Source organism: Pseudomonas bijieensis, from assembly GCF_013347965.1.
In the GTDB taxonomy this organism is placed as follows: domain Bacteria; phylum Pseudomonadota; class Gammaproteobacteria; order Pseudomonadales; family Pseudomonadaceae; genus Aquipseudomonas; species Aquipseudomonas bijieensis.
Window position 1 is genome coordinate 2,128,496 of the sequence record NZ_CP048810.1, and the last position, 26,113, is coordinate 2,154,608.

28 protein-coding genes are annotated in these 26,113 nt (G+C 60.7%); 1 reads left to right on the forward strand and 27 read right to left on the reverse strand.

Annotation, left to right across the window (positions count from 1 at the left end):
* Positions 1 to 504 precede the first annotated feature (504 nt).
* Complete coding sequence (gene rmf / locus GN234_RS09140; protein WP_003223300.1) at positions 505 to 720, forward strand: ribosome modulation factor; 216 nt, start codon at positions 505 to 507, stop codon at positions 718 to 720.
* 311 nt (positions 721 to 1,031) lie between these two features.
* On the opposite strand, the gene GN234_RS09145 is transcribed toward rmf, so the two are convergent.
* The 27 genes from GN234_RS09145 to sctC form a co-directional block, all read right to left on the reverse strand.
* Entirely contained in the window at positions 1,032 to 2,051 is a 1,020-nt protein-coding gene (locus GN234_RS09145; protein ID WP_176688320.1) for a quinone-dependent dihydroorotate dehydrogenase, read from the reverse strand.
* A gap of 98 nt (positions 2,052 to 2,149) precedes the next feature.
* A complete protein-coding gene (locus GN234_RS09150) occupies positions 2,150 to 3,508 on the reverse strand; it encodes a hypothetical protein (protein ID WP_176688321.1) in 1,359 nt (452 codons plus the stop codon).
* A 49-nt stretch (positions 3,509 to 3,557) separates the two neighbouring features.
* Positions 3,558 to 3,995: a hypothetical protein gene (locus GN234_RS09155; RefSeq protein WP_176688322.1), complete on the reverse strand. Its 438-nt coding sequence runs from the start codon at positions 3,993 to 3,995 to the stop codon at positions 3,558 to 3,560.
* Positions 3,985 to 4,692, reverse strand: coding sequence for an oxygen-regulated invasion protein OrgB (locus GN234_RS09160; RefSeq protein WP_176688323.1), 708 nt, complete (start codon positions 4,690 to 4,692; stop codon positions 3,985 to 3,987). Before GN234_RS09160 ends, GN234_RS09155 begins: the two co-directional genes overlap by 11 nt.
* Positions 4,664 to 5,230, reverse strand: coding sequence for a secretion system protein (locus GN234_RS09165; RefSeq protein WP_176688324.1), 567 nt, complete (start codon positions 5,228 to 5,230; stop codon positions 4,664 to 4,666). Before GN234_RS09165 ends, GN234_RS09160 begins: the two co-directional genes overlap by 29 nt.
* Positions 5,217 to 5,939, reverse strand: a complete 723-nt coding sequence (locus tag GN234_RS09170) for an EscJ/YscJ/HrcJ family type III secretion inner membrane ring protein (RefSeq protein WP_176689576.1) — start codon at positions 5,937 to 5,939, stop codon at positions 5,217 to 5,219. The genes GN234_RS09165 and GN234_RS09170 overlap by 14 nt, the downstream gene beginning before the upstream one ends.
* Positions 5,940 to 5,941: 2 nt before the next feature.
* A complete protein-coding gene (gene sctI / locus GN234_RS09175; protein ID WP_176688325.1) occupies positions 5,942 to 6,250 on the reverse strand; it encodes a type III secretion system inner rod subunit SctI in 309 nt (102 codons plus the stop codon).
* A gap of 59 nt (positions 6,251 to 6,309) precedes the next feature.
* Positions 6,310 to 6,573, reverse strand: a complete 264-nt coding sequence (gene sctF, locus GN234_RS09180) for a type III secretion system needle filament subunit SctF (RefSeq protein WP_176688326.1) — start codon at positions 6,571 to 6,573, stop codon at positions 6,310 to 6,312.
* Between the two features lie 3 nt (positions 6,574 to 6,576).
* Positions 6,577 to 7,755, reverse strand: a complete 1,179-nt coding sequence (locus GN234_RS09185) for a PrgH/EprH family type III secretion apparatus protein (protein ID WP_176688327.1) — start codon at positions 7,753 to 7,755, stop codon at positions 6,577 to 6,579.
* A 117-nt stretch (positions 7,756 to 7,872) separates the two neighbouring features.
* The gene (locus GN234_RS09190) at positions 7,873 to 8,346 is read right to left on the reverse strand and encodes a transglycosylase SLT domain-containing protein (protein ID WP_283246450.1); all 474 of its coding nucleotides are present in this window, start codon (positions 8,344 to 8,346) and stop codon (positions 7,873 to 7,875) included.
* Positions 8,343 to 9,479: a winged helix-turn-helix domain-containing protein gene (locus GN234_RS09195; protein WP_232200390.1), complete on the reverse strand. Its 1,137-nt coding sequence runs from the start codon at positions 9,477 to 9,479 to the stop codon at positions 8,343 to 8,345. Before GN234_RS09195 ends, GN234_RS09190 begins: the two co-directional genes overlap by 4 nt.
* Before the next feature lie 385 nt (positions 9,480 to 9,864).
* The gene (locus GN234_RS09200; RefSeq protein WP_109751529.1) at positions 9,865 to 10,131 is read right to left on the reverse strand and encodes a phosphopantetheine-binding protein; all 267 of its coding nucleotides are present in this window, start codon (positions 10,129 to 10,131) and stop codon (positions 9,865 to 9,867) included.
* Between the two features lie 79 nt (positions 10,132 to 10,210).
* Positions 10,211 to 11,305 (reverse strand): IpaD/SipD/SspD family type III secretion system needle tip protein, encoded by a 1,095-nt coding sequence (locus GN234_RS09205; protein ID WP_176688330.1) that lies wholly within the window; start codon positions 11,303 to 11,305, stop codon positions 10,211 to 10,213.
* A gap of 13 nt (positions 11,306 to 11,318) precedes the next feature.
* Positions 11,319 to 12,425: an IpaC/SipC family type III secretion system effector gene (locus GN234_RS09210; RefSeq protein WP_176688331.1), complete on the reverse strand. Its 1,107-nt coding sequence runs from the start codon at positions 12,423 to 12,425 to the stop codon at positions 11,319 to 11,321.
* A 24-nt stretch (positions 12,426 to 12,449) separates the two neighbouring features.
* Positions 12,450 to 14,222, reverse strand: a complete 1,773-nt coding sequence (sctE, locus tag GN234_RS09215) for a type III secretion system translocon subunit SctE (protein ID WP_116834198.1) — start codon at positions 14,220 to 14,222, stop codon at positions 12,450 to 12,452.
* Positions 14,223 to 14,224: 2 nt separating this feature from the next.
* Complete coding sequence (gene sicA, locus GN234_RS09220) at positions 14,225 to 14,707, reverse strand: type III secretion system translocator chaperone SicA (protein ID WP_116831828.1); 483 nt, start codon at positions 14,705 to 14,707, stop codon at positions 14,225 to 14,227.
* A gap of 271 nt (positions 14,708 to 14,978) precedes the next feature.
* A complete protein-coding gene (locus tag GN234_RS09225; protein WP_163854713.1) occupies positions 14,979 to 16,013 on the reverse strand; it encodes an EscU/YscU/HrcU family type III secretion system export apparatus switch protein in 1,035 nt (344 codons plus the stop codon).
* Complete coding sequence (gene sctT, locus GN234_RS09230) at positions 15,988 to 16,791, reverse strand: type III secretion system export apparatus subunit SctT (RefSeq protein WP_116831826.1); 804 nt, start codon at positions 16,789 to 16,791, stop codon at positions 15,988 to 15,990. The genes GN234_RS09225 and sctT overlap by 26 nt, the downstream gene beginning before the upstream one ends.
* A gap of 3 nt (positions 16,792 to 16,794) precedes the next feature.
* Positions 16,795 to 17,049 (reverse strand): EscS/YscS/HrcS family type III secretion system export apparatus protein, encoded by a 255-nt coding sequence (locus GN234_RS09235; protein ID WP_116831825.1) that lies wholly within the window; start codon positions 17,047 to 17,049, stop codon positions 16,795 to 16,797.
* 10 nt (positions 17,050 to 17,059) lie between these two features.
* Entirely contained in the window at positions 17,060 to 17,719 is a 660-nt protein-coding gene (locus GN234_RS09240) for an EscR/YscR/HrcR family type III secretion system export apparatus protein (protein ID WP_109751522.1), read from the reverse strand.
* Positions 17,712 to 18,635, reverse strand: coding sequence for a FliM/FliN family flagellar motor switch protein (locus GN234_RS09245; RefSeq protein ID WP_176688332.1), 924 nt, complete (start codon positions 18,633 to 18,635; stop codon positions 17,712 to 17,714). Before GN234_RS09245 ends, GN234_RS09240 begins: the two co-directional genes overlap by 8 nt.
* Complete coding sequence (locus GN234_RS09250; protein ID WP_176688333.1) at positions 18,632 to 19,525, reverse strand: SpaN/EivJ family type III secretion system needle length determinant; 894 nt, start codon at positions 19,523 to 19,525, stop codon at positions 18,632 to 18,634. Before GN234_RS09250 ends, GN234_RS09245 begins: the two co-directional genes overlap by 4 nt.
* Positions 19,522 to 19,977 (reverse strand): type III secretion protein, encoded by a 456-nt coding sequence (locus GN234_RS09255; RefSeq protein WP_176688334.1) that lies wholly within the window; start codon positions 19,975 to 19,977, stop codon positions 19,522 to 19,524. The genes GN234_RS09250 and GN234_RS09255 overlap by 4 nt, the downstream gene beginning before the upstream one ends.
* Positions 19,961 to 21,247 (reverse strand): type III secretion system ATPase SctN, encoded by a 1,287-nt coding sequence (gene sctN, locus GN234_RS09260; protein ID WP_176688335.1) that lies wholly within the window; start codon positions 21,245 to 21,247, stop codon positions 19,961 to 19,963. Before sctN ends, GN234_RS09255 begins: the two co-directional genes overlap by 17 nt.
* Before the next feature lie 34 nt (positions 21,248 to 21,281).
* Positions 21,282 to 23,333, reverse strand: coding sequence for an EscV/YscV/HrcV family type III secretion system export apparatus protein (locus tag GN234_RS09265; protein ID WP_116831820.1), 2,052 nt, complete (start codon positions 23,331 to 23,333; stop codon positions 21,282 to 21,284).
* A gap of 23 nt (positions 23,334 to 23,356) precedes the next feature.
* Positions 23,357 to 24,463 (reverse strand): type III secretion system gatekeeper subunit SctW, encoded by a 1,107-nt coding sequence (gene sctW, locus GN234_RS09270; protein WP_176688336.1) that lies wholly within the window; start codon positions 24,461 to 24,463, stop codon positions 23,357 to 23,359.
* Positions 24,460 to 26,112 (reverse strand): type III secretion system outer membrane ring subunit SctC, encoded by a 1,653-nt coding sequence (sctC, locus tag GN234_RS09275; RefSeq protein WP_176688337.1) that lies wholly within the window; start codon positions 26,110 to 26,112, stop codon positions 24,460 to 24,462. Before sctC ends, sctW begins: the two co-directional genes overlap by 4 nt.
* Position 26,113: the final 1 nt, after the last annotated feature.

The following is a 26,113-nucleotide window of genomic DNA, read 5'->3' on the forward strand; positions in this document are numbered from 1 at the left end:
GGACCGGGCAACGCATTGCCGGGTCGGGTTCAATCAGGTGCTTTTCTCAAGAGCACCCGCGTGGCACGAGAGTGTGCCGTCCCGCCCTCGCCGCTCAGGTTAGAAGAGCTTGGATGCGAAGGCAGATAAAAAATTCTGTGCAACAAATTGTGAAAACTCGACCCTTTCGTCGAATAGTACCTGAGTGCAACAGGGGGACATTCTCATTCGAAGGAAGACTGCCCCTTTGGCGCAGGGCCGATCATACAGGGGTCTTGCTCAAAAGCGGTCAACGAACATCAAGTTACTTATCGCCCTAACATCTTTATTGTTACGTGCTTATGACAAAACGATCATTCCATCCATGTGACGCTTTGGTTAGAACTCAACACAGGTTGACGTCGCAACGGCGCCAACACCTTGGCTCGTCACGCCGGCAACGAGCCACCAACGGCAGAATGATTCTGCCCCGGCCTCGATAGAGGTCGACGCGAAGCAACAGTCAACAAGTGAGGGAAACACCCTATGAGAAGACTTAAGCGTGATCCGTTGGAAAGAGCATTTTTACGTGGTTACCAATATGGCGTTGGTGGTAAATCCCGTGAGCTTTGCCCCTTTACTCTACCGTCGGTACGTCAAGCCTGGATCAATGGCTGGCGAGAAGGACGCGGCGACAATTGGGACGGTATGACCGGCACTGCGGGTATCCATAGACTCAACGAACTTCACGCCGTCGGCTGACACAGGGCTTAATACTCAAGAACTCGACAATTTGACACCCATATCGATTTAACCACGCACGTCCCATCCGGACGGCGGGCTACGGCCCAAGGGGCTCCTTCGAGGAGCCCTTTTTAATGCCTGGGTTTTCTGAACACTGTGAATACCTGGACTGCAAACACTCTTGTGGGCGAGCCCCACCTTCTGTGGGAGCAAGGCTTGCCCGCGATGAAGACGACACGGTCTATCTGGAACCGAGGTGCCCGTATCGCGAGCAAGCTTTGCTCCCACAAAAAAACCTGCTCGCCACAATAGAGCCGAGCGCGCCTGAATCAACGCAACGCCGCAATCGCATCCACTGATTCACGAATCAGCGCCGGCCCTTTGTAGATAAAACCCGAATAAATCTGCACCAGGCTCGCCCCGGCGGTGATTTTCTCGGCGGCATGCCGGCCCTCGGTGATGCCTCCCGCCGCAATGATCGGCAAACGCCCTGCCAACTCATCAGCCAGCACTTTCACGGTGTGGGTGCTCTTGTCACGCACCGGCGCACCGGACAAGCCACCCGCCTCGTCACCGTGTTCCAGCCCTTCGACACCTTCGCGCCCCAGGGTCGTGTTGGTGGCGATCACCGCGTCCATGCCGGTCTCGATCAGGGCCTGGGCCACCTGAATGGTCTCTTCGTCGGTCATGTCCGGGGCGATCTTGATCGCCAGTGGCACATGCCGGCCGTGGGTCAATGCCAGTTCCGCGCGACGCTGGGCCAGGTCGGCCAGCAGTTGCTTGAGGGAATCACCGAATTGCAGGCTGCGCAGGCCCGGAGTGTTCGGCGAGCTGACGTTGACCGTCACATAGCTGGCATGGGCGTAGACCTTGTCCAGGCAGATCAGATAGTCGTCGACGGCACGCTCCACCGGGGTGTCGAAATTCTTGCCGATGTTGATGCCCAGCACGCCTTTGTACTTGGCCGCCGCTACGCGGGCCAGCAAATGGTCGACGCCCAGGTTGTTGAAGCCCATGCGGTTGATGATCGCCTCGGCTTGCGGCAGGCGGAAAAGCCGTGGCTTGGGGTTGCCGGGCTGTGGACGCGGGGTAACGGTACCGATCTCCACAAAACCGAAACCCAGCTGGGCGAACCCGTCGATGGCCGCGCCATTCTTGTCCAGGCCCGCCGCCAACCCGACCGGGTTGGGAAACTCCAGGCCCATGACCGTCACCGGTAACTTCGCCGGCGCCTTGCACAGCAAACCGTTGAGGCCCAAACGTCCGCCCGCGCCGATCAGGTCCAGGGACAGATCGTGGGAGGTTTCCGGGGAAAGTTTGAACAGCAGCTCACGGGCCAGGGTGTACATGGGTGGGTTTGACTCGATCGGAGAAATGAGGCGCGGATTATAGCCGGGGTGGAGGGATGGGAGCGAGCAACCGATGGTTGCCCACTCTTGGGGTTGGATCAAGACGTGGTCGTTTCCTGCAGAGCATAAGTGTTGTTGGTTTGCTTTAGGTTGGCAAAGATGAGTGGAAAGTAAAGAAGCGCAACCATCACGGCGAAACAACCATTGAGAACATGGCCTTGGGTATCCTCACCCATCTCGTCACCCAACAAGGCCGTTACCGCACCTACGAACAAGCTGACAGCGTGCCCAAACGAGAGCCGTGCCCCCGCAACATTCACAAATGCATCGGCCAATTGAGTGCGGGTGGGCCACTGAACACCAACGCGCACCTCCAGGGCCATTTGTTGTAACTCCGGATCAGAAAAGACCGAATCCAGTCCTCGCTGGGGCGATAGCACATGCCAACTTTTGCAGGCAATCAAGGTAGCCACATCGGCTACCATTCCGAGAGCATTCAGCCCGGCTTGAATAGCATCCGCCCCGAAATCGTAACCAAGCCCCTCGGCGGCCCTGGCAGGACCACTCAATGGCATGGCCTTGCCCAGTTCCGCCAGCGCAAATTGGCCTGCGCCATAAGCCGCAGCTGTAACCCCTGTTGCCGCTTCGTTCGCGGAACCTGCATTGTCTTTCAAAGGGAAGAAGGATTGAGCCACGGCCCTGGCCGTGATGTAGACCACTGAGCCGGTCATTGCAGGGAAGAGCTTTGACGCCGCTCCCGTGAGAACGGCTCCGAGCGTGGCTCCCATCACAGCGATCGCCAGGCATGCACACCCCATCCGCGACTTCCAGCTCGCCTCCCCTGAGAACTCCCTGCGGATGGCCCCCATCAGCGTCAACCCGGGCCCGATCATCGCCAGCGCAACCGCCGCCCACGCCCGAGAAGCCTCGGGGGCGTCACCTTCACGCATAGCGTTCTCGACGAGATAGCCAACGTACTGGCGCAAACAGGTGGCCAGTGCAATGATCATCCCCGTGTGTCCAGCGATATTCAGCAGGTTGAGCCCTGGCCCCTTGGTGGCTTCGAGCAGTTCCATGCCAGCCTCGAGCATAGCTTTCAATCGATCTACACGGCTTTCGGCGCCCGTGGCGTTCCCTCCGTCGATTAAGTTAAAAACTCCGTTACGTTCAGGCTCAGCAGGCATTTCACCTGATTCGATAAAGCGTTCAATTTCAATTTTCGCGCCTAGATCATGTTCTCCCAGATCGCACTCCGGAGAGGGATACTCCGTTGCGCGACTGATATGTTCAAAAGCCGCTTTGAGTTGCCTGGGTGATCCCAACTGGCTCGGTTGAAACCCTGTAATGTCCAACGCTGCAGGGTCAAGCTTCGCTAAAGACCCTGTCGAGATATTTGAAACTGAAGCAACGTCGCCCCAAGCAGCAGCGGGTATGCCGGTCCCTTCTGTAATATGCATGGTCATTTCTCCTTGTAGTCATACGAACAGTCAAATTTTCAAGTGTTTTTCACCACTCACTCTTCTCCCACGCCTCATCCCCCATCGGTTGGAACACATCGCGCATGAAGTTTTTGGTAAACAGATCCATCGCGAACGCCAGGCCATTGGCACCGCTGACCTCTTTATAGAGCTGGGACTTTTCCAGCCCGTCATTCTTCAAGCGAACCAAAACCTGTAGCGTGATCGCCAGCAACGCCTGGGCCGTGGGGTACGCCGCCGTGGCGCCATCCGCCCCCCGCAGCGTGCGTAAAAATTCATGGATCGCTTTCTCCCCCTGCCCTTCCATGACTAGCAGCAATTGATACAAGTGCTCGAACTCAGGATCCGGACGTTTGCTCTCAGGCACTTGCTCACGGGCAGCCAGTAGCCGTGATTCCAACGGTTCTACCGACGAATTCGCGTCGCGATCCAGAACGCTGGGAGTTGTCGTGGGCTCAATCTTCATGGCGAACCTCGGCCAGGCCGGCGGGCGTGGAATCGGTGAAGCTGGCGCACAGGTCCACCAGCGCCTGTCTCGATGCCTGATCCAGCAAACGCACCGTCTCCGGCAGGTTGGCCAGGCTTGCCAACAACCGCGGCGCCAGCCGTTCCCGGGTCGCCTCGACATCGAACTCCAGCAGTTGATCCGCCAGCCGCAGCACATAGCGGTCTTGCGGGTGATACTCCAGGATCAGTTCGCCAGCCCATTGCCTGCCCACGCTCTCACGCAGCGCTTGGCCGCGCGGACGACAGTGCAGTGGCACTAACAGGTGCAAGACCGCGCCCGAGTCGCTCGTTTGCTCGGCCAGCCAACGCTCCAGTATTTCGTCCAGCCACTCGGGGCGACTCAAGGCTTGGGCGAGCAGGTCACCGGCGGCCTGGGCCAGACCGTTGCGCAATTGCTGTGCCAGGGTTTGCGTCTTAAGCAAAGCCTCGGCCAGATGCCCGCTCGCCCGCAGGACGCCCTCGGCGTAGCCCTGTTGAAACGCCTGCGCCTGCACGGCCTCGGCCTCACGCTGGGCCTGTTCGACACATTCCCGTGCCCGGCGCCGGGCCTCGCGCTGCAAGGCCTGACGGCGACGGGCGGCGGCGATGTCTTCGCGGGCCAGGTGCACGTCTTCGCCAACGGGCACATCAGTCAGGGTTCGGATGGAGTCGAGCATGCTGCACCGCCAAAAAGAATAGGGTTGGATCAGGTTTCGTGACGGGCCATTGCCGGTGCAGGTGAACGACCGGCTCGCAGAATTGCAGGTCCAGGCGTTCGAGCAATGGGGACGGGACGACCCCGTGCCAGCTCCACAACGCGTTGAGGCCGGCCGCTTGTACCTGCTCCAGCGAAACCGGCGAAGATTCGATCGGCAGGCGCTCCCGAGCCCCCAGGTTGAAGCGAGCGAACCGGCGAACCGTCTCTGGCAAGTCCAACAGCGCTGCGCCGCGCGCCAGTTCGGACCGCAAGCGACAGGCGCCCATCAGCGAGGCGATGTAGGGCAGTTGTCGCCAATGACGCACCCATTGTTTCGCCACGCCGGTCAGTGGCACAGACGGCCATGGCCCTTGCAACTCCAGCCCCTCGAGCACGATGCGATTGAGCAGCCTTCGGGCCGCGGCATCCTCGAATCCCGCCGGTATCACTAGACGTCGAGGGTGCAGATAAGCCAGCGGCTCGGCGAGGATCTGCTGTAACCCCTCAGTGTCCGACATCGCGCCGCCCTGCGTTTGACTGATGGAAAACCCAGGCTGCGCCGCCAGCCAGCAGCACGCCGCCGATCACGGCGAACAACCAAGGCCAGCGCGACGGTCCCTGCGGTACGGCCAGCGACGGCGCGACATGCTGGGTCGGCGAACGCTTGGACAGCACCACCGAGATGTTCTCGTACTCCACCGCCGCAAAACTGTTCTTGAGGAAACGCTTGATGTCAGTGATCAGCAATTGCGCTTCGATATCGCGCTCATGCAGCACCAACGCCGAAAGATGGATAGGCGCCGGCTTGCGTCCACCCTCGCCGGCGTCGAGGTCGTAACTGACATGCACCCGTGCGGAAACCACGCCTTCGAGTACCCCCAAGGACTGTTCGATGCGCTGCTCCAATGCCGAATACAAGCGGGCCTTTTCCGCGCGGGGTGAAGCCACCAGGGAGTCGGACGGGAACATCTCGGCGACTTGCAGGCGCGGCCGGGACGGCAAGGAATAGAGGTTGAGCAGATCGACCGCGGCGGAAAAATCCAGCTGATCGATTTTCACCGCGTAGCCGGCTTTGCCGCCGTCGACTTTCACTGCCGCGATGTTGTTGCGTTGCAGCACCGAAAGCACTTCGTTGGCCTGCTGCTGATCCAGCCCTTCCAGCAGGCTCGGCTGGCGACACCCCGCCAGCGCCAGGCACAACAGCAGCCACAACAGGCCAGGCCTCAATGTCATGACGCACGCAACAGAGTTTCTGCCGTGCCCACCGCTTTGCGCACCAGCACGTTGAGCAAGTTGATGTCGACGTTGTATTGCCCGGTCAACTCCTGCAACTGGGTCAACACTTCAGGGTCGGTGATGTCCGGGCGCTGTAGCAGTTGATTGATCGCCGAAACGTCTTGCGCACTGTCGACGGCGGAACCGGCAAACGCTTCGATCAAGCGCGATTCCAGGGAAACGATTGGGCCTTCCTGCGGGCCGCGCAATTCAACGAAGGCTGAACGCGCGATAAGCGACGGGGAAATAGTTTGGATGGACATACGAGGCACTCATGAAAATGGCCATTGTCACGAGCAATGGCCAGCCGAAAGAGCAAGCGTCAGCGAGCCGCCTGGATGATCGCCATGTCGATATCCTTGAAGCCCTTGACCGTGTTGGTCTGGGCATTTCGGAATACCGTGTAGGACGAAAATGCGGTCTGGTAGGCGGCGAGCTTTCCAGGGTCCGACGCATCGATTTTGAGCTCATCGAGGGCTTTATCCAGGGCCTCTTTGAGGCTCTGAGCGCCGCGCTCGAACGCAGCGGCCTGCTCTCCGAGAAAGTCATCGGGAAATTCGGGAAACACGATCGGGATACCAGCCATACGTCACCTGCTCTGCTTGTTTGAAAAAAACCAGGACGAAGGACTCGTCTTGACATAGCCCTGGGGGCCGGTTTGAAACGACTTGCCCTTGAGCGCGTCGTCCTTGAGCTCGACAGCGAAATGCACATAGCGATCACCCCACTGCCGGTAAAAATCGTCGACGTACTGGCGAGCGGCGGCCAGCTCGGCATCCTGCAGGTTGCCCTCGACGGCAAACGTTACGCTGTCCTGGTGTTCGACCCGGCTGAAGGCCAGCGAAAGACGCTGCAAACCGCCCTGGGCGAGATCGGCGAGCAGCCTGTCATCCTGCATCTGCACCACGACGTCGCGGGCATAAGGTGCTGCCGCGAGCAACGTATCGAGCAGTTGGGCTTGCTTGCCGGGCGTCAGCAAATTGCGTTGGGTGCTGAGCAGCAGTCGCGGCACCGACGGGTCCTTGAGGTCCAGGAAATGCCAGGCCAGTTGCGGATCGTGGTCGACCAGCACCTGCTCCAGCCGGCGACGCTCCTGGTCGATCATCAGCACCTGGCCGTCCAGGTTGTTGTGGCGGGTCAACACCTGGCGACTCCAACCGGCATCACGCTCGGAAGACACCAAGACGTAGACCGACTGATCACGACCGCGCAACACCTGAACCTGGGCACTGGCGCCATTGATCAGCGCACGGATATCGGTTTCCGGCGCGGGCCCCGGCGTTGACCAAAAGCCAATCGCAACGAACAGCGCCACCAGCGCCAGACCGCCAGCGATCCATCGCGTCAACGCGACACGTCCCTTCATGAAATGGGTTGGCTTGGCTGAAGCGCCGGGCCCATGGCCGAGAAGCTCCGGCGCCCAAGGCTGGTCATCAGGACGCAAGGCGATGTGCAGGCCGCCAATCTGCATCCGGGCTTGAAAGGCACAGTGACGCACTTCCACTGAATCGCCGAGCAGCCGCAGCGGCAGGCCGTCCGGCGTGGCCTGATCGGCCAGCACCTCAAAATTGCATCCACCTTGTTCCAGGGGAACGAAGATCGCATCCGCCGGAACGCTGGCCGAACGTGCGCCATCCCCGAGCACCTCCACCGCATCGACCACGAACAAGCTGGTGCCTGGGCCTAGCGCAAATTCGCAGCCCTGCAACGGACCATTGAGGATCCGCAGGACGCAGGGCTTTAGGGTGGGGGCCGTCGGGACTGTCACCGTCCAAACTCCAGGGCAGTCGAATGAGCACTCAGGGTAGAAAGGCCGGCGGCAGGATTCCTGATCGAATTCTGCCGATTGCCTGGGGCAAAGGATCAGAATCCTGCGCCAGCCCGCTCATCGCGCCGATTGTCGAGCCTGGGTGAGCACTCGATAACGTTGCCAGACTTTGCGCGCGTAGCGAAGCCGCGCGGCTTGCCGATGGGGTGAGTTACCAGCGTTGTAGGCACCGACCGCCGTCCAGTTGTAGCCATGACGGGCGATAAACTCGGCCAGCACCGACGCACCGACCTCCACCGACAGGCACGGCTCATCCAGCAGGCGTTGCTCGGTAATGCCTCGGGCACGCAATCGAGGCAGATGAATGCTGTTGATCTGCATCAACCCGATATCGCGGGTGCCATTGCGGTTGTGGTTGATCGCATCTGGCCGCTGCCCGGATTCGACATCGGCAATCGCTTGCAGCAGTTCCGGTTCGATGGCATGCAACTGCCCCGCCCTGCTCCAGCACCAGGCATGCGCCTGGGCCATTCCAAGCCCCAGGCCCAAACACACCGGCCAGCACAACCATTTGCTCCTGCGCCGCCTCATGCCAGGCGCCGCTCGCGGATCCACGTCAGTTGTTCGTGAATACGCACCCGCATGATCTGCGCCCGTACACAACCCGGATCATGCTCCAGGCATTGGTCGATCATGTCCGCCGCCTGCTCGTTGCGCCGCCAGAACCAGTGATGCCAGGCATGAAAGTACAGCACGTCGGCCTGATCGGCCGACAACAGGCAGCGGCGGAACAACACCTGGGCCGCCTGCTCGCAGCCGCGCAAACTGGTGAGCAACGCCAGGCGCGTCAATGCCGGGATGCTGCCGGGGTCCAGCGCCAATGCATTGGAAACCGCCGAATGCGCCTCTTCGATGGCGCGCTCCGGGTCGCCCAGGCCCATCATCGCCTGCCCCAGCCACACATCCGCCAAACCGCACCAGGGCGGCGCGTAGCCGGCATCGAGTTTCAAACACTGCCTGAACAGCACAAGAGCATCGCGCAGGCTTTGCGCCGTGTGCTGCTGCACACTGCACAAGCCATTGAGATACGCCACCGCCACCGCATAAGATCCACAGCGCTCACCCACCGGACGCAACCCGGGTACGCGCTGCGCCACCAGACATGTCAACGCGCCCAGCGCCTCCCCCGGATCCCAGGCATCCAACGTCTGTCCATGCAGCAGCGCCTGGTCGCGTCCACGAATCAACTCGATCGACCAGTGTTGCAACCCGCCCGCACCGATAAAACGACCGTTCAAGCAATAATCCGCCGACAACCGCCCGGCCAACGAGCGCACATCGCCCGACGCCCCGCAGGCCGCGATCAGCCCCGAGGGAATGACATGCAGCGCCTCACCGAACGCCGCGGTCAGTTGGCGGATCATCAGATCCTGCAGATCCAGCGCCGCGATCTCGTCCAGATTGCGAAAAGGCAAGACCGCCAGCGAAGGCGCCATCACCCTCGCCTGGCTCGGCACGTCGAGCTCGACCACGGAACCGGTAAACCTATAACCCTGGCCGTAAACCGTCGCAATGTAGCCCTTGTTCTCCTTGAACAACTTGCGCAAGGCATAGATACACCGGGTCAACGACTCCTCCGCCGCATCCATCCTTGGCCAGACATGATCAAGCAGATAATCCTTACTCACGACCGTACCCGCCGACGTCAACAACAGGCGCAGCACGTGCAGCTCTTTGGGAGGAACATGAACTCCTTGTCCATCTCGCATCAGCGTTCCATCGCTTTGCAATAGCCAGTGGTCAAAAACGAATGACTTCACCGGCGGTTGATCAGTTGCACTGTCCATACTCAGGGATTTCTCTATAGAAAGTTACTGAAGCGCGATTGAGCCTGTGGTGTGACAGGCTCGGGATGACGAGCTTCGTGACTATAGGAAGATGCGTAGGAGGATTCCGTAGGGTACTGAATGCTATTAACGTAGGAAACAGAGACGAGAACCGTAGGAAGGAACTCAATAAAATCAAGCTAGAACACTTAACCAGACCGGGATGGGCGAATAAACACAGCGATGCACTTAAAAGAGCGCTGCCCACCCGAACAGGTACCCATCAAGGGCTACTCTCCATGTGCCTGCGCACCGAATCGACGACATCCTGCATCGTCCTCCATTCCTCCACTTCAGCTTCGGACAACTCAATACCGAAAGCGTTATTCAGCTCCAAAACAAGCTCGACCAGACTCATGGAATCGATAGAAAGGTCTTCGACCAACCGCGAACCACCGCCAATGACCCGACCACGAAGGGGCATACCCACCACCAACGACTTGATGATCGCGTGGATACTTTCAAACCGATCAATTGGATTTTCTGACATTTTTTCTTTCCTAAGAAATCTGGCGGACGTGGAACATGTACACGCCAAGCCAGACTCAATATCGTCGCTGTCGCTAATCCTAGAAATTCAACATCGCCCTCAACATATCCGCAAACTGATTCAAATGCGCCGACAAGGTCTTATTGAAATTGTCATGATACGAATTGGCATTCGAGTACTTCTGCGTCAACGACTGCAGCATGTTTTTCAAGCGTTCCTCCTGGGCGTTGAAGCCGGTTTGCCATTGGTTGTATTTGGCGGTATCCCAGGTCACCGTGCCGCTGGAGGGCAGGTCTTTTTTCATTAACGTCAGCGGCCCGGTATCGATGACCACGCACCAAGTACCGTCGCCGTTTGGTTTAAGGCAATTAGCAGGCAAGCCCAGTGCTTGACGCCATTTGTCTGCTTCTTCCTCGCTGGCTTCTTCGCCCGGTTTCGGAAACAGAATGGAGGCCGGGTTCGGATGGCTGTAATCGGCGATCAGTTGCGTCAACGCAGCGTGCAGTGCACCCGCGTTCAACCTGACATCTTTACCGTCGTTCGCCCCTTCGACCCAATTTTTCATCATCGCGGTGATTCGGGCATTGAAGGCGGCGAAGAAGTCCGTATAGGCCGAGATGATATGTTCGTAACCGGCGAGGTAGCCGTTCTTGATCAGGTCGATCAGTTCAAGGAGTTTTTCGAAGAAGTCATTCGATGAATTTATCGTTGCATCCAAGGCCTCTGCGATCTCAAGGGGCTTGTGCTCTTCCAAATGTCGTTCGAGGGCGTGGAGGATTTGGTTGTGTTCGTCATCGACCTGCTGGAGTTGGCTTTCGTCCAACAGCCCGGCTTTCAGACTGTGGGTCATCACGGCACAGCACTGGCGCAGCTGCATGGCCAACATTTGCGCTCGGTCACGCTTGGCGTGGATCTGTTCGACAAACTCCGCGATGAACGGCTGCGCTGTCGCCTCGCTGGTCATGCCGTCCACCTGCTTGGCGGTGATTGACGGGCACTTGAGCATTTGGCCGAGGCCACGATTCATGGCGTTCATGGACCGGTCCAGCAGATGGGTCAGGGAACTGACCGTTTGAACTTCAACGGGTACCTCGAGAGGCGGTGCAGTATCAGTGATGGTCTCCACGTTCGGCAGCAATACGATAGGGGGACGAGTAAATGGCGCGATCTCCATGGGGCTCTTCTCCTCAAGCCGTCAGGGCGCGAATGACATCGCTGCGCCCTTGAAAAAGCTGCATCACCATGTCCATCAGTTTTTGCAAGAGCGCCGCATCGGCCGCGTCTTTCTGGCCGACTTCATCGCTCAGGCTCTTCTGGCTGTTCTGCGCACTTTGCTGCAGCACTTCTTTTTCCCGGGCGGCGTGCTCGGTCAGGCGCACCATGCTCGCCACCACCTGACTCAAGCTCATCGACATGGCGCTGAGCGCGCGGCCGATTTCCAGTTTCTTGTCGATCCCCTTGCTGCCCATCTGGCTCAACCAATCAGAGGTCTCACTGACCTTTTGCGCGTTGAGGATTTGCTTGTCTAACCAGGCTTGATCCTGGGATGACAGGGACGAAGCCTTGGGTTTGAAATCGACCGTCGTCGGGCGACCGAAGTCATCCACGGTCTTGATCTTGTAGGTGGTCTGCGGATTCCACTCGGTACGGTTGCGCTCAAGCTTGAGGTCGCGTTCGATATCGCGAGCGTCCATGGCGTTGCGCTTGTGCAAGTCGATGTCCGCATGCCTCAACTTCTGGCCCTGGAAAGTCTTGAGCAGGGCGAATCCGGAAATGGCTCCGGACACGATTGCCCCAGTGATGGCGCTGTACATCGCCGCCTTGCCGGACTCGACAATCGCCGCGCCTTGGGCCTTGGCCGCATCGGAGGCCATGACGCTGAAATGCCCGCGCAGTTGCGCGTTGGCCACTCGGGCGATGTTCAGCGCGATGATCGCAGCCACCAACACGTTGGCGTGTTTCTCCCATGCACCGGGGTCGAATATCAGGTCGTTGCGTACTTCATCGCTGAGCATCATCGAGGCTGAAAGACAGTCCTGCCAGTCTGATTCAGTGGGCTGGTAGCCGTTGATTTCACGCTCCAGTTCCACAGCCGAGGGCGCTATGAAGTCGCCGTTCTTGAGTACTTGCCTGGCGAGGCTGCTGTCGGAAATCCGAGAGTCCAAAAGGGACTTGGCTTTGAGATCCTTTGAAAGCTGCTCTTGAGCGACTGACTCGCTCAACCTCGCGTCATTGGTCAGATCGTGGTCAATGACAACGGGGGCGATTCTGATTGGAGCGTGAATAGTGGTCATCATGGATACCTGTTGTAGGTGATTTCAAACATGCCGAACCATTTGCAGGCTGACGGAATGGCTGCGTTGCATGTCGGCAAATAGCTGCTCGATCTGGCGGGTTCGTTCGTGCATCGCCTGACCGTAGTGCTCGACCACCTGAGTCAGGTAGGCGCTGATTTCCTCGCTGATTGCCATGCGTACCCGCACATTGGCCAGGTGCACGGCAGCCTGGGCCTGGTGTTGGCCGCTTTTGATTTGCAGCCCGCCTTGTACCGCGACATTGCCGAACTCGGTGACGGCCTGGGCGATCTCCAGGTTGGCGGCATAACGGGCCAGCGATACCGCATCGGCGCCGTTGGTGATGAACCCGCGCAACTGCGTGAGTATCTGGGTCAGCGAGTTGCCCACCGACGTTGCCATCTGCTTCATGGCTTGCATCGCGACAGGCGCGGCCTGGGCGGCCACCGATGCCAGTTTCGAGGCGACGGCGCTGATCATCGGCCCGATCACCTGCGCCCCGACCATGACCACCAGCGCGACGGCGGCCAGCGTCGAAACGACGCCCTGGATCATGCCGGCGATCTGCCCGATTTCCTTGGCCTTGTCTTCATCAACGCCCAGGTCTATCAGCATTTGGGTGTACATCTCGGAGAACCGCTTGATGGCTTCCTGCATGACGAAGGTCAGCGGTTTCATCGCTTCGGCCATGAACGACTTGCCGGTTTTTTCCTCGACCACCGCATCGGCAATCATCACCCCCGCGCCAATCACACCCACCACAATCAGCACCGGGTTGGCGGTCAACACCCCGGCAACAATGGTTGCCGCGCTCAAGATCGCCCCGACGATCTTGCCGATGCAGCCCATGGTTTTCTGCAATGCCTCGGCCTTGCGGACTTCTTCCAGGTATTTATCCGACTCCCGCTTCATGTGTTCCTGAAGCTTGACCTGCAACGCTTGGAACAACTCCTGGCTGAGTTCCTCTTTGTTCTGCGCCGCCTCGCCGAGCAGTTCGATGATCTTCAAGCGATTGAGCAACGCCAGGGCACTGCTGCTGAGGGCTTTTTCATCGGTGTCCTTGAGGGCGGGGCCGCTGGTGCCGGACACCACCAGCACCTTCGCGACCACCCCGCTCAGGGTTTTGGCAAAGGCATTGGCGATCTCGATCAGCTTCAGATGAGCGTCGACTGCCACATTGAAGGCTTGGGTATGGCTCGCCAGTTCGCCTTTGAGCTGATCGCGACGGGCCAGCTCCTGGGCGTACTCCGGCGAATCAGGGTCCAACTGCGCCAGGCGCGCTTCGCTGTCTTCCAGCAGGCCCTGGACCTGCTGGACTCGTTCACGCAACTGTTCTAGGTGTCCCTGGCTGCTGCCGACCTGGCCCTCGGCAGCCTCCAAGGCCTGGACGGCTGCGGCGTATTCAGCCGAGAGGTTGGCATAGCCCTGCTGCTTGGCACCGGCCATGCTCTGCAACATCGCCAAGCGGTTGCTCAGTTTCTTGACGTCGACCTCACCGATCAGCTCACTGATCATCGCCATCAACAGCGTGAACAGATCACCGTTGGTTTCCTGTTTGTTGCCATCGGCGCGCAGCGCTGGCGCATGCAGCACGGGCCGGCCAGTAGCGGCGACGGACGGGCCATTCTGACCTTCGTATTTCACCGACATCAGGTCCGCCAGGGCTTGCTTGCCGGCCGCCTGAAAATCGGCGGTCCTGACGGCCTTGCTGGCCGCCGCACCATATTTTTCAAAGGCTTCGCTGCGACTCATCCCCCCCTGGAATGCGGGGCTTGGGGTGCTTCTGATTTCACTCATGTTCAGTCCTCCGAACATTGCTGTTCCATGTGGGCCAAGGTGTCGAGATACACCTTGGCCTGCTCTCGCAGATCGTCTTGCGTGGCTTGCTCAAGCACGTATTCGAAACACAACCGGGCCTTGCCGATCCTGCCCAGGGCCAGATGGCATTGGCCGGTGTACAACATCGGTCGGTAATCGTTCTTGCCTTGGGCAAAAGCGATGGCATACAGGTCGATGGCCTTCTGGTGGTTTTGCTTGAGCTGGTGCACCGCAGCCAGTCCCATCCAGTAATGGCTGTTGTAGAAGTCGTAGATGCACAGGAAGTGAAAGAACTTCTCGGCATCGTCCAGTCGCCCTTGTTCGTAGAACTGGAAAGCGAAGGCATAGAGACTGTCCATGTGCTCGTCACTGAGGCCTTGCACATCTTTCAACGCCGCCCCACCGAGCATCGCGTCGACGACGTCCAGGGCCACCTGCTCGTCTTGTTTGTTGTCGCGACTCATCAGCCACACTCCCTGAAAAAAAGTCAGCGTCGCTGACCGGTGCCATTGAGCCAAAACGTCGGGAGGCCCGCTGCCAAATTGCGCTCATGCCGTTGTTGAAACGCGCAAGAACCTCCTGCCTGGCGAGAATGCTTTTGTGGCTAGGGGATTTCTGTGGGAGCAAGGCTTGCCCGCGATGAGGACCGCGCGGTCTCAGGGGAAACGAGGCGCCTGCATCGCGGGCAAGCCTTGCTCCCACAGCCCCTCCTTGCCACCAGGGTTGGGCTGGGCCTCACGCCTGTTCAACCTGTTCAAGCCAGATCAACAACCGCAGCACTTCCTCGATCTCCTGCACCTGCAGAAAGCTGTAGCGCTGGTGGGTCTTGAAAATCCGCCGGGCCAGTGCGACGTCGTTGATCACCGGCACCCCGACCTCCTTGGCATACGCCCGTACGGCCAGTGCGCGCTGGTTGGTTTCCATCAGGGAGATGAACGGCAGCAGGGTGATTTCCGGGCGGAAATACACGCCGATGGCAATGTGGGTTGGGTTGGCGATGATCATGCGTGAGCTGCGCACATCGGACTTGACCTGCTCCGACAGCAGCTCCATGTGCAGGTCACGGCGGCGGCCCTTGATCTGCGGGTTGCCGTCCTGCTCCTTGTGTTCGCGCTTGACCGAATCCTTGTCCATCATCTGGTCTTTCATGAACAACCAGTATTCGCTGAGGGCATCGAGCACGACGATCAGCAGGATACAGGCCAGGAATGCCAGCACCAGCACCAGCAACAAGTGTCCCCAGATCGCGAACAGGTCCGGCGCCTGGGCGAACAGTTGGGCGAATAGCAATTGCCGCTGGGTGACCCAGACGAGCCACAGCGCCATGGCGAAACTGCCCAGGTACAACAGCGCCTTGAAGGTGTCCTTGACGGTGCGCAGGCTGAACAGTTTCTTGAAGCCATTGATCGGGTTCAACGCACCGAGGTTCAGCTTCAATGCTTCGCTGGCCAGGGCAAAACCGCTTTGCAGCAGGGCCGGCAAGGCACTGGTCAGCACGCACACCAACAACAACGGCAGCAATGCCTTGAGGCCGACCTGCACCAGCATGGCCGAGTAGGCTTGCAGGTCCGCGTCAAAGTCGCTGGCGATGATGCGCCGGTAAACCTCCATGATCTCGCCCAGCGAGCTGTTGAAAACCATGTAGCTGATGCCGCACAAGGTCAGGCAGGTGATGACCAGGTCCTTTGCCTTGAACGTCTGGCCTTTGCGCGCGGCATCCCGGAGACGCTTGGCGGTGGGTTTTTCAGTCTTCGAGGCGCTGGACGACATGCCCGCCCTCCCCGCCACCCAGATAGCGGGCCAACCCATTGGACGTTGTGCCCATGCGCAAGACTTCATCCGGCAGATGCACGCCGAAATACAACATCAACACCACCAGCGCCACCAGGCTCTTGACCGTCAGCGACACCGAGAAGGCGTTCATCTGCGGCGCATACCGCGAGAGCAAACCGAGCAACGCTTCGCTGACCAGTAAGGTGGCGACCACCGGTGCGCTGATCACCAGGGTCTTGCTCACCAACCCATCGAGCAAACCATAGAGGGCCGGCAGGTGTATCTGGCAGTCGTTCGCCGGCGTGCAAATGCGATAACTGTGACCGACGGTTTCGAGCATCAGCAACATGCCGCCACCTTCGAGGTACACCGCCGCCGCAAACAGCTGGAGAAAATTCGCCAACTCCGAGGTATCGACACCGTTGGCCGGGTCCACCGTGCTGCTGAGCATGGCCCCGCGCTGGTTGTCGATCAGGTTGCCCATGGCGTGCAGCACCCAGAACGGCCAACACAGCAGCACCCCCAGCAACACGCCGATACCCGCCTCGCGCAACACCAGGCCAAGAAAGGCCACGCTGTCGAGGGCCGGCGCGGGCACGCCAACGTAGCGCCAGAACCCCAGCGCGACCAAGACGATCACCGCTTGGCGCGCCACGCCGGTCAGCACACCGCTGTTGAGAAACGGCAACATGAAGAAAATCGGCGCCAGGCGCGCCACCCCCAACAGCGCCGCAGCGAACCAGGCGTACAGCTCGAAGAACAACGTCACCGACATCGCCTAACCCAACGCCAGGCGAATGACTTCACGACTGAAATCCAGCAGGGTTTCGCCGTACCAGCCCGAGAGCAAAAACAGGCACGCGGCGACCGCCACCAGCTTGAAGCCGAATGGCAGTGTCTGCTCCTGCAACTGGGTCACAGTCTGGACCAAGCCGACCACCAGGCCGACCACGGTGGCGACAATGATCGGCCAGGCCACCATCAGCAGGATCAGGTACAGGGTCTTGTTACCGGCATAGACCAGTTCATTCATGGGCGTGGGCCTATGCCAGCAAAGTCAGGTATTGCTTGACCAGCCCGGTGGACAGCAGTGCCCAGCCGTCGAGGGCGACGAACAGCACCAGTTTGATCGGCACCGAAATGATCACCGGGCTCATCATCATCATGCCCAGCGCCAGCAGGATGCTGGAGATCACCAGGTCGACGATCACAAAGGGCAGGTACAGGTAGAAACCGATCCTGAAGGCGCTCTTGATTTCGCTCAGGGCATAGGCCGGCAGCAGCGAAAACAACGACGGCGCCAGTTCTTCATCGGCGGGCCAGTCGGCGTCGGTTTCATCCTGGACCACCTGGGCCCGTTCGAAAAACAGCGCCAGCTCCGGGTCGGTGTACTTGCGCAGGTAGTCCTTGTAGCTGCCCAGGCCGTTCTCGGCGAAATTCACCACCGACTCGATGTCGGTGAAGGCCACCGCCTCGCGCTTGTAGTAGTCATGGCCCTGTTTCATGACCGGCGTCATGACGAAAATAGCCAGCATCAGCGCAATCGCATTGAGCGCCATGTTCGACGGCACTTGTTGCAGGCCCAAGGCGTTGCGCACGATGACGAAGACGATGGAGAACTTGAGGTAGCAGGTGCCCGCCGCCACCAGGAACGGCAACAGCGAAGCGAATGCCAGCAGCGCGATCAGCGAGACGTCATTCATCGCCGTCGTTCCGATAGACCTTCAGCAGCTCGACGCCCAACTGGTCGTCCAGCTGCACCAACTCTCCCAGGGCAATCGGCTTGCCGTTGGCGCGAACCTCGATGTGTCGCACGGCGTTCTCAGCCAACGGGATCAGTTGCCCGGCGATGATGTGCGACAACGTCGCCAGGTCGGTGTCGTGGGTCGCGAGCAGGAACTCCAGGCGTACCGGGAGCGCACTGAAATCGATGTCCACGTCAGGTTCGGGCGTGTTCTCCGGATGGGCATCGGCCACGGTCGATTGCATGTGTAAACCCTCTTCGCTAAAGGTAAAAACGCCAAGGCAGCGATCCGCCAGAAAACAGCGTTGAGCCCGCTGGGTGATGCGCAGCACATCGCCTTCACCCAGGCGCATCCGACTGGCAAGACTCAGGTGGCTGACGCCGAGCATCAGCGCCAGGCGCACCGGCAAGTCCCTCAGCCATGAGTCAGCACCCAACGGAGCACGCACGGCGGTGCGGGGCGGCAATTGGGTCAACCACACGCGCCCTCGCGGTGTGTCGAGCCACGGCAAGTCGTGCGTGGGCAATCGCGTCGGGGCCACGCATTCGACGTCCGTCAGCGTGCGGTAACGCAACTCCTCCACCTCCAGCAACAAGGGCCGTGGCACCGCCTGGAACAGTTCGACGATGCTCGGCAACGGGCATTCGAGCACCAGCAACGATTGCAAGGTCGGGAGCGTGTGATGCAGCCAGTCGCGGGCGAGGATCAGCCCGCGCCAATCCGCGCCATCAGCCGCTGCGCAAAAACCCAGGTAGCCGGAGCGCACCGGCACCTTGCCCGAGCCCGCGTCCCGACCGGTGCGCCGCCAGCGTTGAATCGCCTGCGCGCGGGCATGGGCGACAGAATCGATCCGACGGAGCCGCAATGCGCTCACGCTTCAAACCCGGACTGTTCATCCTGATCTTCATCCGGCTGCTGCTGTGAACCCTGGCGCTGCTGCTCGCCACCACTATCAGCCAACCGCCAGGCAGGTTCCCGGGCCAGTTCGAAAGGCGCCTTGAGTTGCTCGAACACCTGGGCATTGCTGGGGCTGAGCGTCAGTTGCCGAGTGGGTTCCTCGGGCAACCGACTGATCGTCACTTGGCCGCTGGCCGCCCCTCTGTTGAAAGGCACTTGCAGCAAGCCCCGGTCGGCACCCGACAAGGGCTCGACCATGACCTCGGGCGTTGGCAGCGCTACCGATGTCGCCGCTGGCGGGATCGATACAGGGGCAACCGCAGGCGCATGGCGCATGCTGTGAAGGCTCTGCGGCGCTTGGAGCAATGGCTCATCGAAGCCCGATATCGAGCGCGCATCGGCAGCGGTGAAAGGATCGAGCGCCATCGGCTCGACCGACGCTGGGGATGTCGGCGCCGCCAGGTGATCGCGGGTGGAAGCACCCGGCTCCAGGCGTTGGGGCAACGCCTGTTGCATCGCTTTATTGAACAGCAGATCGGCGTGTGGAAAAGGCATCGCATTGCGGGCTGCCGGTCGTGCTCTATCAGGTTCCACGTCCGTCGTTGTCGGGACAATCGATCGTTCTTCATCGTGATCGACATCCACCGCCGCCTGGGCCATGTTCATCGAATGCCCCGTCACTGCCCGGGCGTTCTCCATCGTCGGTTGTCGCTGCCGAATCAGCGCAACCACAAGATCCAGCACGCCTTGCGGCAGCTCATCCTCTTGCACTGGGACGAGCGGGTCTTGCAGCTCGTCGATTGGGCCTTCATCGACGGGGTCCAGGGTTTGCACCGGTCGAGCAGGCACCACAGATATTTCTTTCATCGCCGAACCCCAATCGTCTCTTCCAACTCCCGTTCTTCCCGGCGCACCGCCTCGAGCCGTTGCGCACGCAACAATTGCTGGACTGAACGCACGTACTTGTCATGCTTGCGCTGGAGCAAGCGCAGGTGTTCATGCTGCTCCTGCAACTGCTGCTCGACCTGCCGGCACTGCTGCTCCAAGCGGTCGCGCTCGACACGCAGCAGATCGATCCGCCGCCGGATCACCGCCTGGGTGCGCAACAGCGCCAACAGCTGCCCGTGCTCCAGCACACAGTCATTGGCCCGATGACTGGCCAACAAGCGTTGCAGTGCGGCCTCCTGTTCCTCGAAGCCACCGCGCTCGGCAAGCAGCGGCTGCAACTGGCGCTGGACCCGCAGCACGGCCTGTTCGCCGCGTTGCCGGCGGAACTGACTGAAGGCCAACAGGCGCCGCTGGTCAGGCAATGATTTCATGCAGGCTCCGCAAGGTTTCGTCCGGCGCGCAACACTCGCCCGTTGGCTGGCGCAACCACTGACTGAGGGCTTCGCGACGCTGCATGGCGTGGTCATTGGCCGCGTCCGCGCCCGGGCTGTACTCGCCCATGTCGAGAAAGACCTGCAGTTGCTCAAGACGCGCCAGGGTTTCCCGGGTCGACGCTGCCAGTTGCTGGACCTGCGGCGTAGTGACTTGCGTCGCCACGCGGCTAACGCTGCGCAACACATCGATGGCCGGATAATGCCCTCTGGCCGCCAGGGCGCGACTGAGGTAGACGTGGCCGTCGAGAATCGAGCGGATTTCCTCGGCAATCGGGTCCGGTTCATCGTCACTTTCCAACAGCACCGTGTACCAGGCGGTGATGCTGCCGCTCGCCGTCACGCCAGGTCGTTCCAGCAAGCGCGGCAAGGCATCGAACACCGAGGCCGGATAACCGCGCCGCGCCGGTGCTTCACCGGCCGCCAAGGCCAGGTCGCGGCGAGCGCGGGCATAGCGAGTCAACGAGTCCAGCAGCAACACCACACGCTTTCCCTGGTCGCGGAAATACTCGGCGATGGCCGTGGCTTGCAGCGCCGAGTTGCAGCGGTCCACCGAGGAAAAATCCGAAGTGGCGTACACCACCACACACCGGGCGCACTTGGGTGATTGGCGCAAATGCTCGATGAACTCAGTCACTTCACGGCCGCGTTCGCCAATCAGGCCAATCACGAACACATCCGCGTCCGTGTGTTCGATCAGCATATTGATCAAGGTGGTCTTGCCGGACCCGGCGGCGGCAAAAATGCCGATGCGCTGGCCGACACCGCAGGTCAGCAAGCCGTCGATCACGCGAATGCCGGTGCTCAAGGGTTCCGCCACCGGGCGCCGTTGCTGGTACGTCGGCGGGTCGGCATCCACTGGACGGTCCTGTTGCGCCACCGCCGTCGACGGTGCCAGGCGCTCGACAACCGTGCCCTGGGGATCCACCACACTGCCGAGCAAGGCATCACTACAAGTCAGCTGCAGGATCGCGCCCGTGGGCACGATCATCGATTCCCGGGACAAGCCTTTTGCATCGCCCAGCAAACTGAGCAGGACCGCGCCGGGTTTGAAACCGATCACCTGCGCCCGCGCCGTGACCTCGGGCAAACGCCAATGCCGGCGCACATCACAGACTTCGCCGATCACCACCCCGTCCAGCGCCGCTTCGATCAAGGGTCCGCTCAAACGCAAGGGATGGGCGGCCTGCTTTTCCAGTCGCAGGTTCATCGCCCGGCGATATCCATCGGTAGCATTTTCAACCTCACAGGGTCTTGATGACATTGACCGAGACCGTCTCGGAGATTTCGCCGAACGACATCACGTCCAGCTCCCGGAAGCGTCCCTCGATCAGTTTCTTGATATAGCGCCGCACATCCACCGAACACAGCAGCACCATGTCCTTGTGGGCGATGTGCACACTGTCCAGGCCGACGCTGAGGCGGTCCATCAGCTCTTCGGACTCGGCCGGTTCCAGGTTGAGGAAACTGCCGCCCGAGGTTTGCCGGATGCCCCGGCGTACCACGTCTTCGAACTCCGCCGACAGCAACAGCACCCGCAGGTCGTTGCCCTGGGCAAACTTGTTGCTGATGTAGCGGGCCATCGCGCCGCGTACGTGCTCGACCAGCGCCAGCACGTCCTTTTCCCGGGAGGCCCAATGGGCGAGGGATTCGAGGATGAGCTTCATGTTGCGCACGGAGATACGCTCGCCAATCAGGCGTTGCAGCACTTCGGCGATCTTCTGCACCGTGACGTGGCGATAGACTTCCTTGAGCAGGTCGGGGTAGCGCACCTCCATTTCGTCGAGCAACTGCTTGGTTTCCTGCACACCGAAAAACTCCTGGATGTTGCGCGCCAGCAACGTGACCAGGCAGCGATAGCATTCTTCATCTGCCGCGCGCAGGTGATAGCCCAACTGCTGCACTCGCTCGCGGTCGGCTGCGGTGACCCAGACGCCGCCCAGGCGATTGCTGTCGTTGCCGCGCACCAGGGCAAAACCCAAGGGTTCCAGTTCCGGGGAATAGTCCAGCAGGCGCCAGTGCTCGAAATGAATATCGAACTGCTCGGCACGCACTTCATTGATCAGCACCGCCACTTGATGGACCGGCAGTGCCTCGCTGGCCCGTAGCTGCGGTTCGGGAATGCGCAGTCCATAATCGACGAAGAACTGGCTGCGAAAGCGCGCCGTCCAACGGTCCTTCTCCAGCGCTTGCAGGCGCGCAGAGGGCACCAGCAGCATCAGGGCGACGGTTTCGGTGGCAATGTTGTCGACATCCTCCAGCAGCCCGGAATCGCTCGGCAACGCGTCCTGCTCGGCGGATGCGGTACGGCTTTCCCCCGAGCCGGCCGGGCGCGAGGATCGGCGGTGGCGCACAAACACCACCAGCCCCAGCACACAAGCGATCGAGAGAAAGGTCAACAGCGGAAACCCCGGCAACAGGCCCACGCCCACCGCCAGCAACGCGGTGACGCCGAGGACGAACGGGTTGCCCAGCATCTGGGCGAGCATGTTGCGCCCCAGGTTGCTGTCATCGCCGTTGACCCGGGTGACGATGAAACCGGCGCCGATGGCGATCAGCAACGCGGGGATCTGCGCTACCAGGCCATCGCCGATGGTCAACAGGGTGTAGGTCGACAGGGCCGTGGACATGTCCATGCCCAGCTGCCCGACACCGATGGCCATGCCGCCGATGAAGTTGACGAAAATAATGATGATGCCGGCGATGGCATCGCCCTTGATGAATTTCATCGCGCCGTCGAAAGAGCCATACAACTGGCTTTCACGCTCCAGCACGCTGCGTTTTTCCCGGGCCTGGGCCGCGTCGATGGCGCCGGCCTTGAGGTCACCGTCGATGCTCATCTGCTTGCCGGGCATACCGTCCAGGGAGAAGCGCGCCGCCACCTCAGCGACCCGTTCCGAGCCTTTGGTGATGACGATGAACTGGACAATGGTGACGATGGAGAAAATCACGAAGCCCACCACCAGGCTTTCGCCGATGACGAAGTCACCGAACGACGCGATGATCTCGCCGGCATCGGCCTGGCTGAGAATCAAGCGGCTGGTGCTGATCGACAGCGCCAGGCGAAACAACGTCGTCAACAGCAGCAACGCCGGGAACGTCGAATAGCTGAGGATGCGCTCGATGTAGAACGAGCCCATGAACACCAACAGCGAGATGACGATGTTCAGGCCGATGAGAAAATCCACCAGCACGGTCGGCAGGGGGATGATCAGCATGGCGATGATCATCACCATCAAGGTCAGGATCAGCAGTTCCGGGCGAGCGCCGACGTTGCGCAAAAATACATTGAGCATTCAGGACTGGCTCCGGGACAACATCATGGATGACCGCCGGCGCGGCGCTGGTCGATGCACTCGTGGGCATAGGCCACGTCCGCCAGGCGCGTGAATTGTGTGGCCAGGCGCAACGGCGCCTCTTCGTCGGCAAACAGCGGCGGCGGTAATCGCAGGCTGAGCCGGCGCAGGGTCTGCAGCACTGTCGAACGTTCACGGTGAGCACTGAGCAGCACACCCTCCCCCAACGCGCCGAGCAACAGCTGGTCGAGTTCGTCGGGATAGGTCAACACGCCGAACAGGAACACCAGCCAGTCGGACTCATCGGGGTTGTGCCGACAGATGAGTGCATCGCCGAGCAGCGCGCCGATAAACAGTTCATCGGCTGAGCGCAGGCGCTTGAGGTCGGTCACCCGGCCCAGCAGTTGGCCGAACTCGGTGCGCGAGCAACTGGGGTCCTGGGCGCTGATATCAGTGAGCAGCGCGGCTTCGATGAAGGCCAGCACGCTCATGCGCTGTGCCGGGCCGTACAGGGCAATCCAGTCCTGGTAGCAACTGAGCGGGCCGTCGTCGGACTCGAGAAAATCCCGGTAGGTCTCACGCAACAGACCGGCCCGTACCGCCATGCTCTTGCCGAACAGCCTGGCCTTGAGCGCGGCGTTGATCCCGGCGTTCATGCGCTTGGGAGAGCCTTGGGCAATCACCGTCTGCAAGAGTGTTTCGAGCCGCTGCCGTGTGCGCGCTTCCAATGTCCTTCGGCGCAACAACGCCCGCAGCACCAGCGCCAGGTCGCTGTCATCGGGGAACAGTTGTCGCGCCATTTGCAGCAGCCAGGTGACAGGTTTGTCCGCCATCCGCGCCAGGCTCAACACCTGCCGTGCCTTGGGCACGGTATCGTCCTCCAGTACGCGTTCGAAGGTGTCGGTCAGCCCCTCGGACTTTTGTTCGAACAAGCGCCGGCCTCGAAATTGCGTCAGCGCCGCTGACAACTCGTCGCTGATCTGCACGAGGCGCTGCGCCACCGCCGCCGTTGCGCTGTCGTCCAGCCCTGTCTCGGCCTCCATTTGCGGCAGGGGATGTTCGGCGGCCTTCTCGGCATTCAGGCGAGCCTGGGCCGCTCGCCCTCCCAGGGAGATCGGCGGCAGGATCATGGCTCTGACAATCGAAAATAGGAGCGGCGCAGGCGCTCATACTGCTCCGGGCTCAGCAACTGCGCGCCGTGTTCGACGGTGGCGGGCTCAAAGCCGTCGCGAATCTCCTTGGGCTGGATCAGGAACACCCGCACCGTGTTGGCCGAACGGTTCTGGCGATAGCTGAACAAGCGTCCGATCCACGGAATCGAACCCAACACCGGTACGCGTCCAATCTGTTCGCCGTGGTCATCGCGGGTGAAGCCGCCCACCAGCAGGCTCTTGCCCTGGGGCACCCGCGCCACCGTACTGATGCGGGTACGGCCAACCGTCGGCAACGCACCCAGGCGCTCGCCCCGCCCCGAGTCGACTTCGCTGCCGTCCTCTATATTGAGCGACATCTCGATCTCGTCCGCCTGGGCGAAACGCGGCAGCACGCTCACCAGGGTGCCGTAGGTCACGTGTTGCAGGTCGACACTGCGCTCGCCGACCAGCGGGGCATAAAACGTGCGGTTGTTGTCGAAGATCGCCGGCACGTTCTCCTGGGTCAGGATGACCGGGCGCGAAACCACATTCGCTCGCTGGGTCCGCTCCATCGCCATGACCTGGGTCACGAACGATGCGCCATCGAGGGTGGTCGCCGAGCCGGCGTTGAGCGATGCGCTGAAGGTGCCCCCGGACTTCACGGCGCCTTGCCAGTTGATGCCCAACTGGTTGAGTTCATCCTTGTGCAGATCGATGATCCACAACGACAACTCGACATGTCGTTTCGGCGTATCCAGGGCATTGACCAGGTTTTCGATAAAGCGCACCTGTTCCGGCAGGCCCTTGACCAACAGGCTGTTGGTGTCCGGATAGGCCACCACGCGGATGTTGCCGGCGGCCACCTCGCGCGCAATGATGCGCGGCGCCGTTGGATCTTGTTCCGAGGATGTGTTCGCCAGGCCCTCCAGGGGAAACACCGGCATCGCTCCCCGCGCTCGCGGCTCGGGGGCTTGCGCCACAGACGGCTCGACCTCGTGCTTTTCGCCGCGCAACAATGCCTCGATCACCGTGGCCAGCCCGGGAATGGTCACTTTATCGTCGCGCAGTTCATATTGACGGTCGTTGACGAAGGTATTGCGCACATGGATGACGCCAATCTGTTGCTTGCCGAGCAACAGTTCGGAGCGCTGGTTGTCCATCAACCCCGCCGCTTGCAGCACCAGGTCGACGTAGATGGGCGGCCCGGAGACGTGAAAGGTGCGCAACCCATCAGTGCGTAGCGGATAGCGCGCATCATGCAGCCCGGACTGCTTGAGAAATTCCAGCAGCTTGGCCACGGTCAAGGTCTGCAACGAGGCCATGGCGCTTTTGATTTCCGAAGCGTCATACAGGTAAATCGCCTGGCCATCGCTATACCAGATCAGCCCCATCTGCACGCTGATGCGTTCAAAAGTCTGTTGCGGCGTGCGTAGATCGAACGTACCGCCAATCCGCTTGGTGGCGGCGGCCTTGCTGACAATGACTGGCTTGCCCAACGACCCGGACAGTTCGCTGAAGAAGGTGCGCGCGCTCTGTTCACGGGCTTCGAAGGTATAGACATCGGCCCGCGCGGCAACGGGTACGAGCAGCGACACGGTGCTCAAGCAGACGGATAAAAGGGACAGGAATATCCATCGGCGGCTCATC

Bases quoted from the DNA above. Each gene is read 5' to 3' on its own strand.
- GN234_RS09165 (WP_176688324.1), bottom strand. From the start codon at position 5,230: ATGTCGGACACTGAGGGGTTACAGCAGATCCTCGCCGAGCCGCTGGCT.
- sctE (WP_116834198.1), bottom strand. From the start codon at position 14,222: ATGAGTGAAATCAGAAGCACCCCAAGCCCCGCATTCCAGGGGGGGATG.
- GN234_RS09250 (WP_176688333.1), bottom strand. From the start codon at position 19,525: ATGAAAGAAATATCTGTGGTGCCTGCTCGACCGGTGCAAACCCTGGAC.
- sctW (WP_176688336.1), bottom strand. From the start codon at position 24,463: ATGATCCTGCCGCCGATCTCCCTGGGAGGGCGAGCGGCCCAGGCTCGC.
- GN234_RS09205 (WP_176688330.1), bottom strand. From the start codon at position 11,305: ATGGAGATCGCGCCATTTACTCGTCCCCCTATCGTATTGCTGCCGAAC.
- GN234_RS09210 (WP_176688331.1), bottom strand. From the start codon at position 12,425: ATGACCACTATTCACGCTCCAATCAGAATCGCCCCCGTTGTCATTGAC.
- sctN (WP_176688335.1), bottom strand. From the start codon at position 21,247: ATGAACCTGCGACTGGAAAAGCAGGCCGCCCATCCCTTGCGTTTGAGC.
- sctC (WP_176688337.1), bottom strand. From the start codon at position 26,112: ATGAGCCGCCGATGGATATTCCTGTCCCTTTTATCCGTCTGCTTGAGC.
- GN234_RS09155 (WP_176688322.1), bottom strand. From the start codon at position 3,995: ATGAAGATTGAGCCCACGACAACTCCCAGCGTTCTGGATCGCGACGCG.
- sctF (WP_176688326.1), bottom strand. From the start codon at position 6,573: ATGGCTGGTATCCCGATCGTGTTTCCCGAATTTCCCGATGACTTTCTC.
- GN234_RS09255 (WP_176688334.1), bottom strand. From the start codon at position 19,977: ATGAAATCATTGCCTGACCAGCGGCGCCTGTTGGCCTTCAGTCAGTTC.
- sicA (WP_116831828.1), bottom strand. From the start codon at position 14,707: ATGAGTCGCGACAACAAACAAGACGAGCAGGTGGCCCTGGACGTCGTC.
- sctI (WP_176688325.1), bottom strand. From the start codon at position 6,250: ATGTCCATCCAAACTATTTCCCCGTCGCTTATCGCGCGTTCAGCCTTC.
- GN234_RS09190 (WP_283246450.1), bottom strand. From the start codon at position 8,346: ATGAGGCGGCGCAGGAGCAAATGGTTGTGCTGGCCGGTGTGTTTGGGC.
- GN234_RS09240 (WP_109751522.1), bottom strand. From the start codon at position 17,719: ATGAATGACGTCTCGCTGATCGCGCTGCTGGCATTCGCTTCGCTGTTG.
- sctT (WP_116831826.1), bottom strand. From the start codon at position 16,791: ATGTCGGTGACGTTGTTCTTCGAGCTGTACGCCTGGTTCGCTGCGGCG.
- GN234_RS09235 (WP_116831825.1), bottom strand. From the start codon at position 17,049: ATGAATGAACTGGTCTATGCCGGTAACAAGACCCTGTACCTGATCCTG.
- GN234_RS09145 (WP_176688320.1), bottom strand. From the start codon at position 2,051: ATGTACACCCTGGCCCGTGAGCTGCTGTTCAAACTTTCCCCGGAAACC.
- GN234_RS09160 (WP_176688323.1), bottom strand. From the start codon at position 4,692: ATGCTCGACTCCATCCGAACCCTGACTGATGTGCCCGTTGGCGAAGAC.
- GN234_RS09200 (WP_109751529.1), bottom strand. From the start codon at position 10,131: ATGTCAGAAAATCCAATTGATCGGTTTGAAAGTATCCACGCGATCATC.
- rmf (WP_003223300.1), top strand. From the start codon at position 505: ATGAGAAGACTTAAGCGTGATCCGTTGGAAAGAGCATTTTTACGTGGT.
- GN234_RS09150 (WP_176688321.1), bottom strand. From the start codon at position 3,508: ATGCATATTACAGAAGGGACCGGCATACCCGCTGCTGCTTGGGGCGAC.
- GN234_RS09225 (WP_163854713.1), bottom strand. From the start codon at position 16,013: ATGTCGTCCAGCGCCTCGAAGACTGAAAAACCCACCGCCAAGCGTCTC.
- GN234_RS09265 (WP_116831820.1), bottom strand. From the start codon at position 23,333: ATGCTCAATGTATTTTTGCGCAACGTCGGCGCTCGCCCGGAACTGCTG.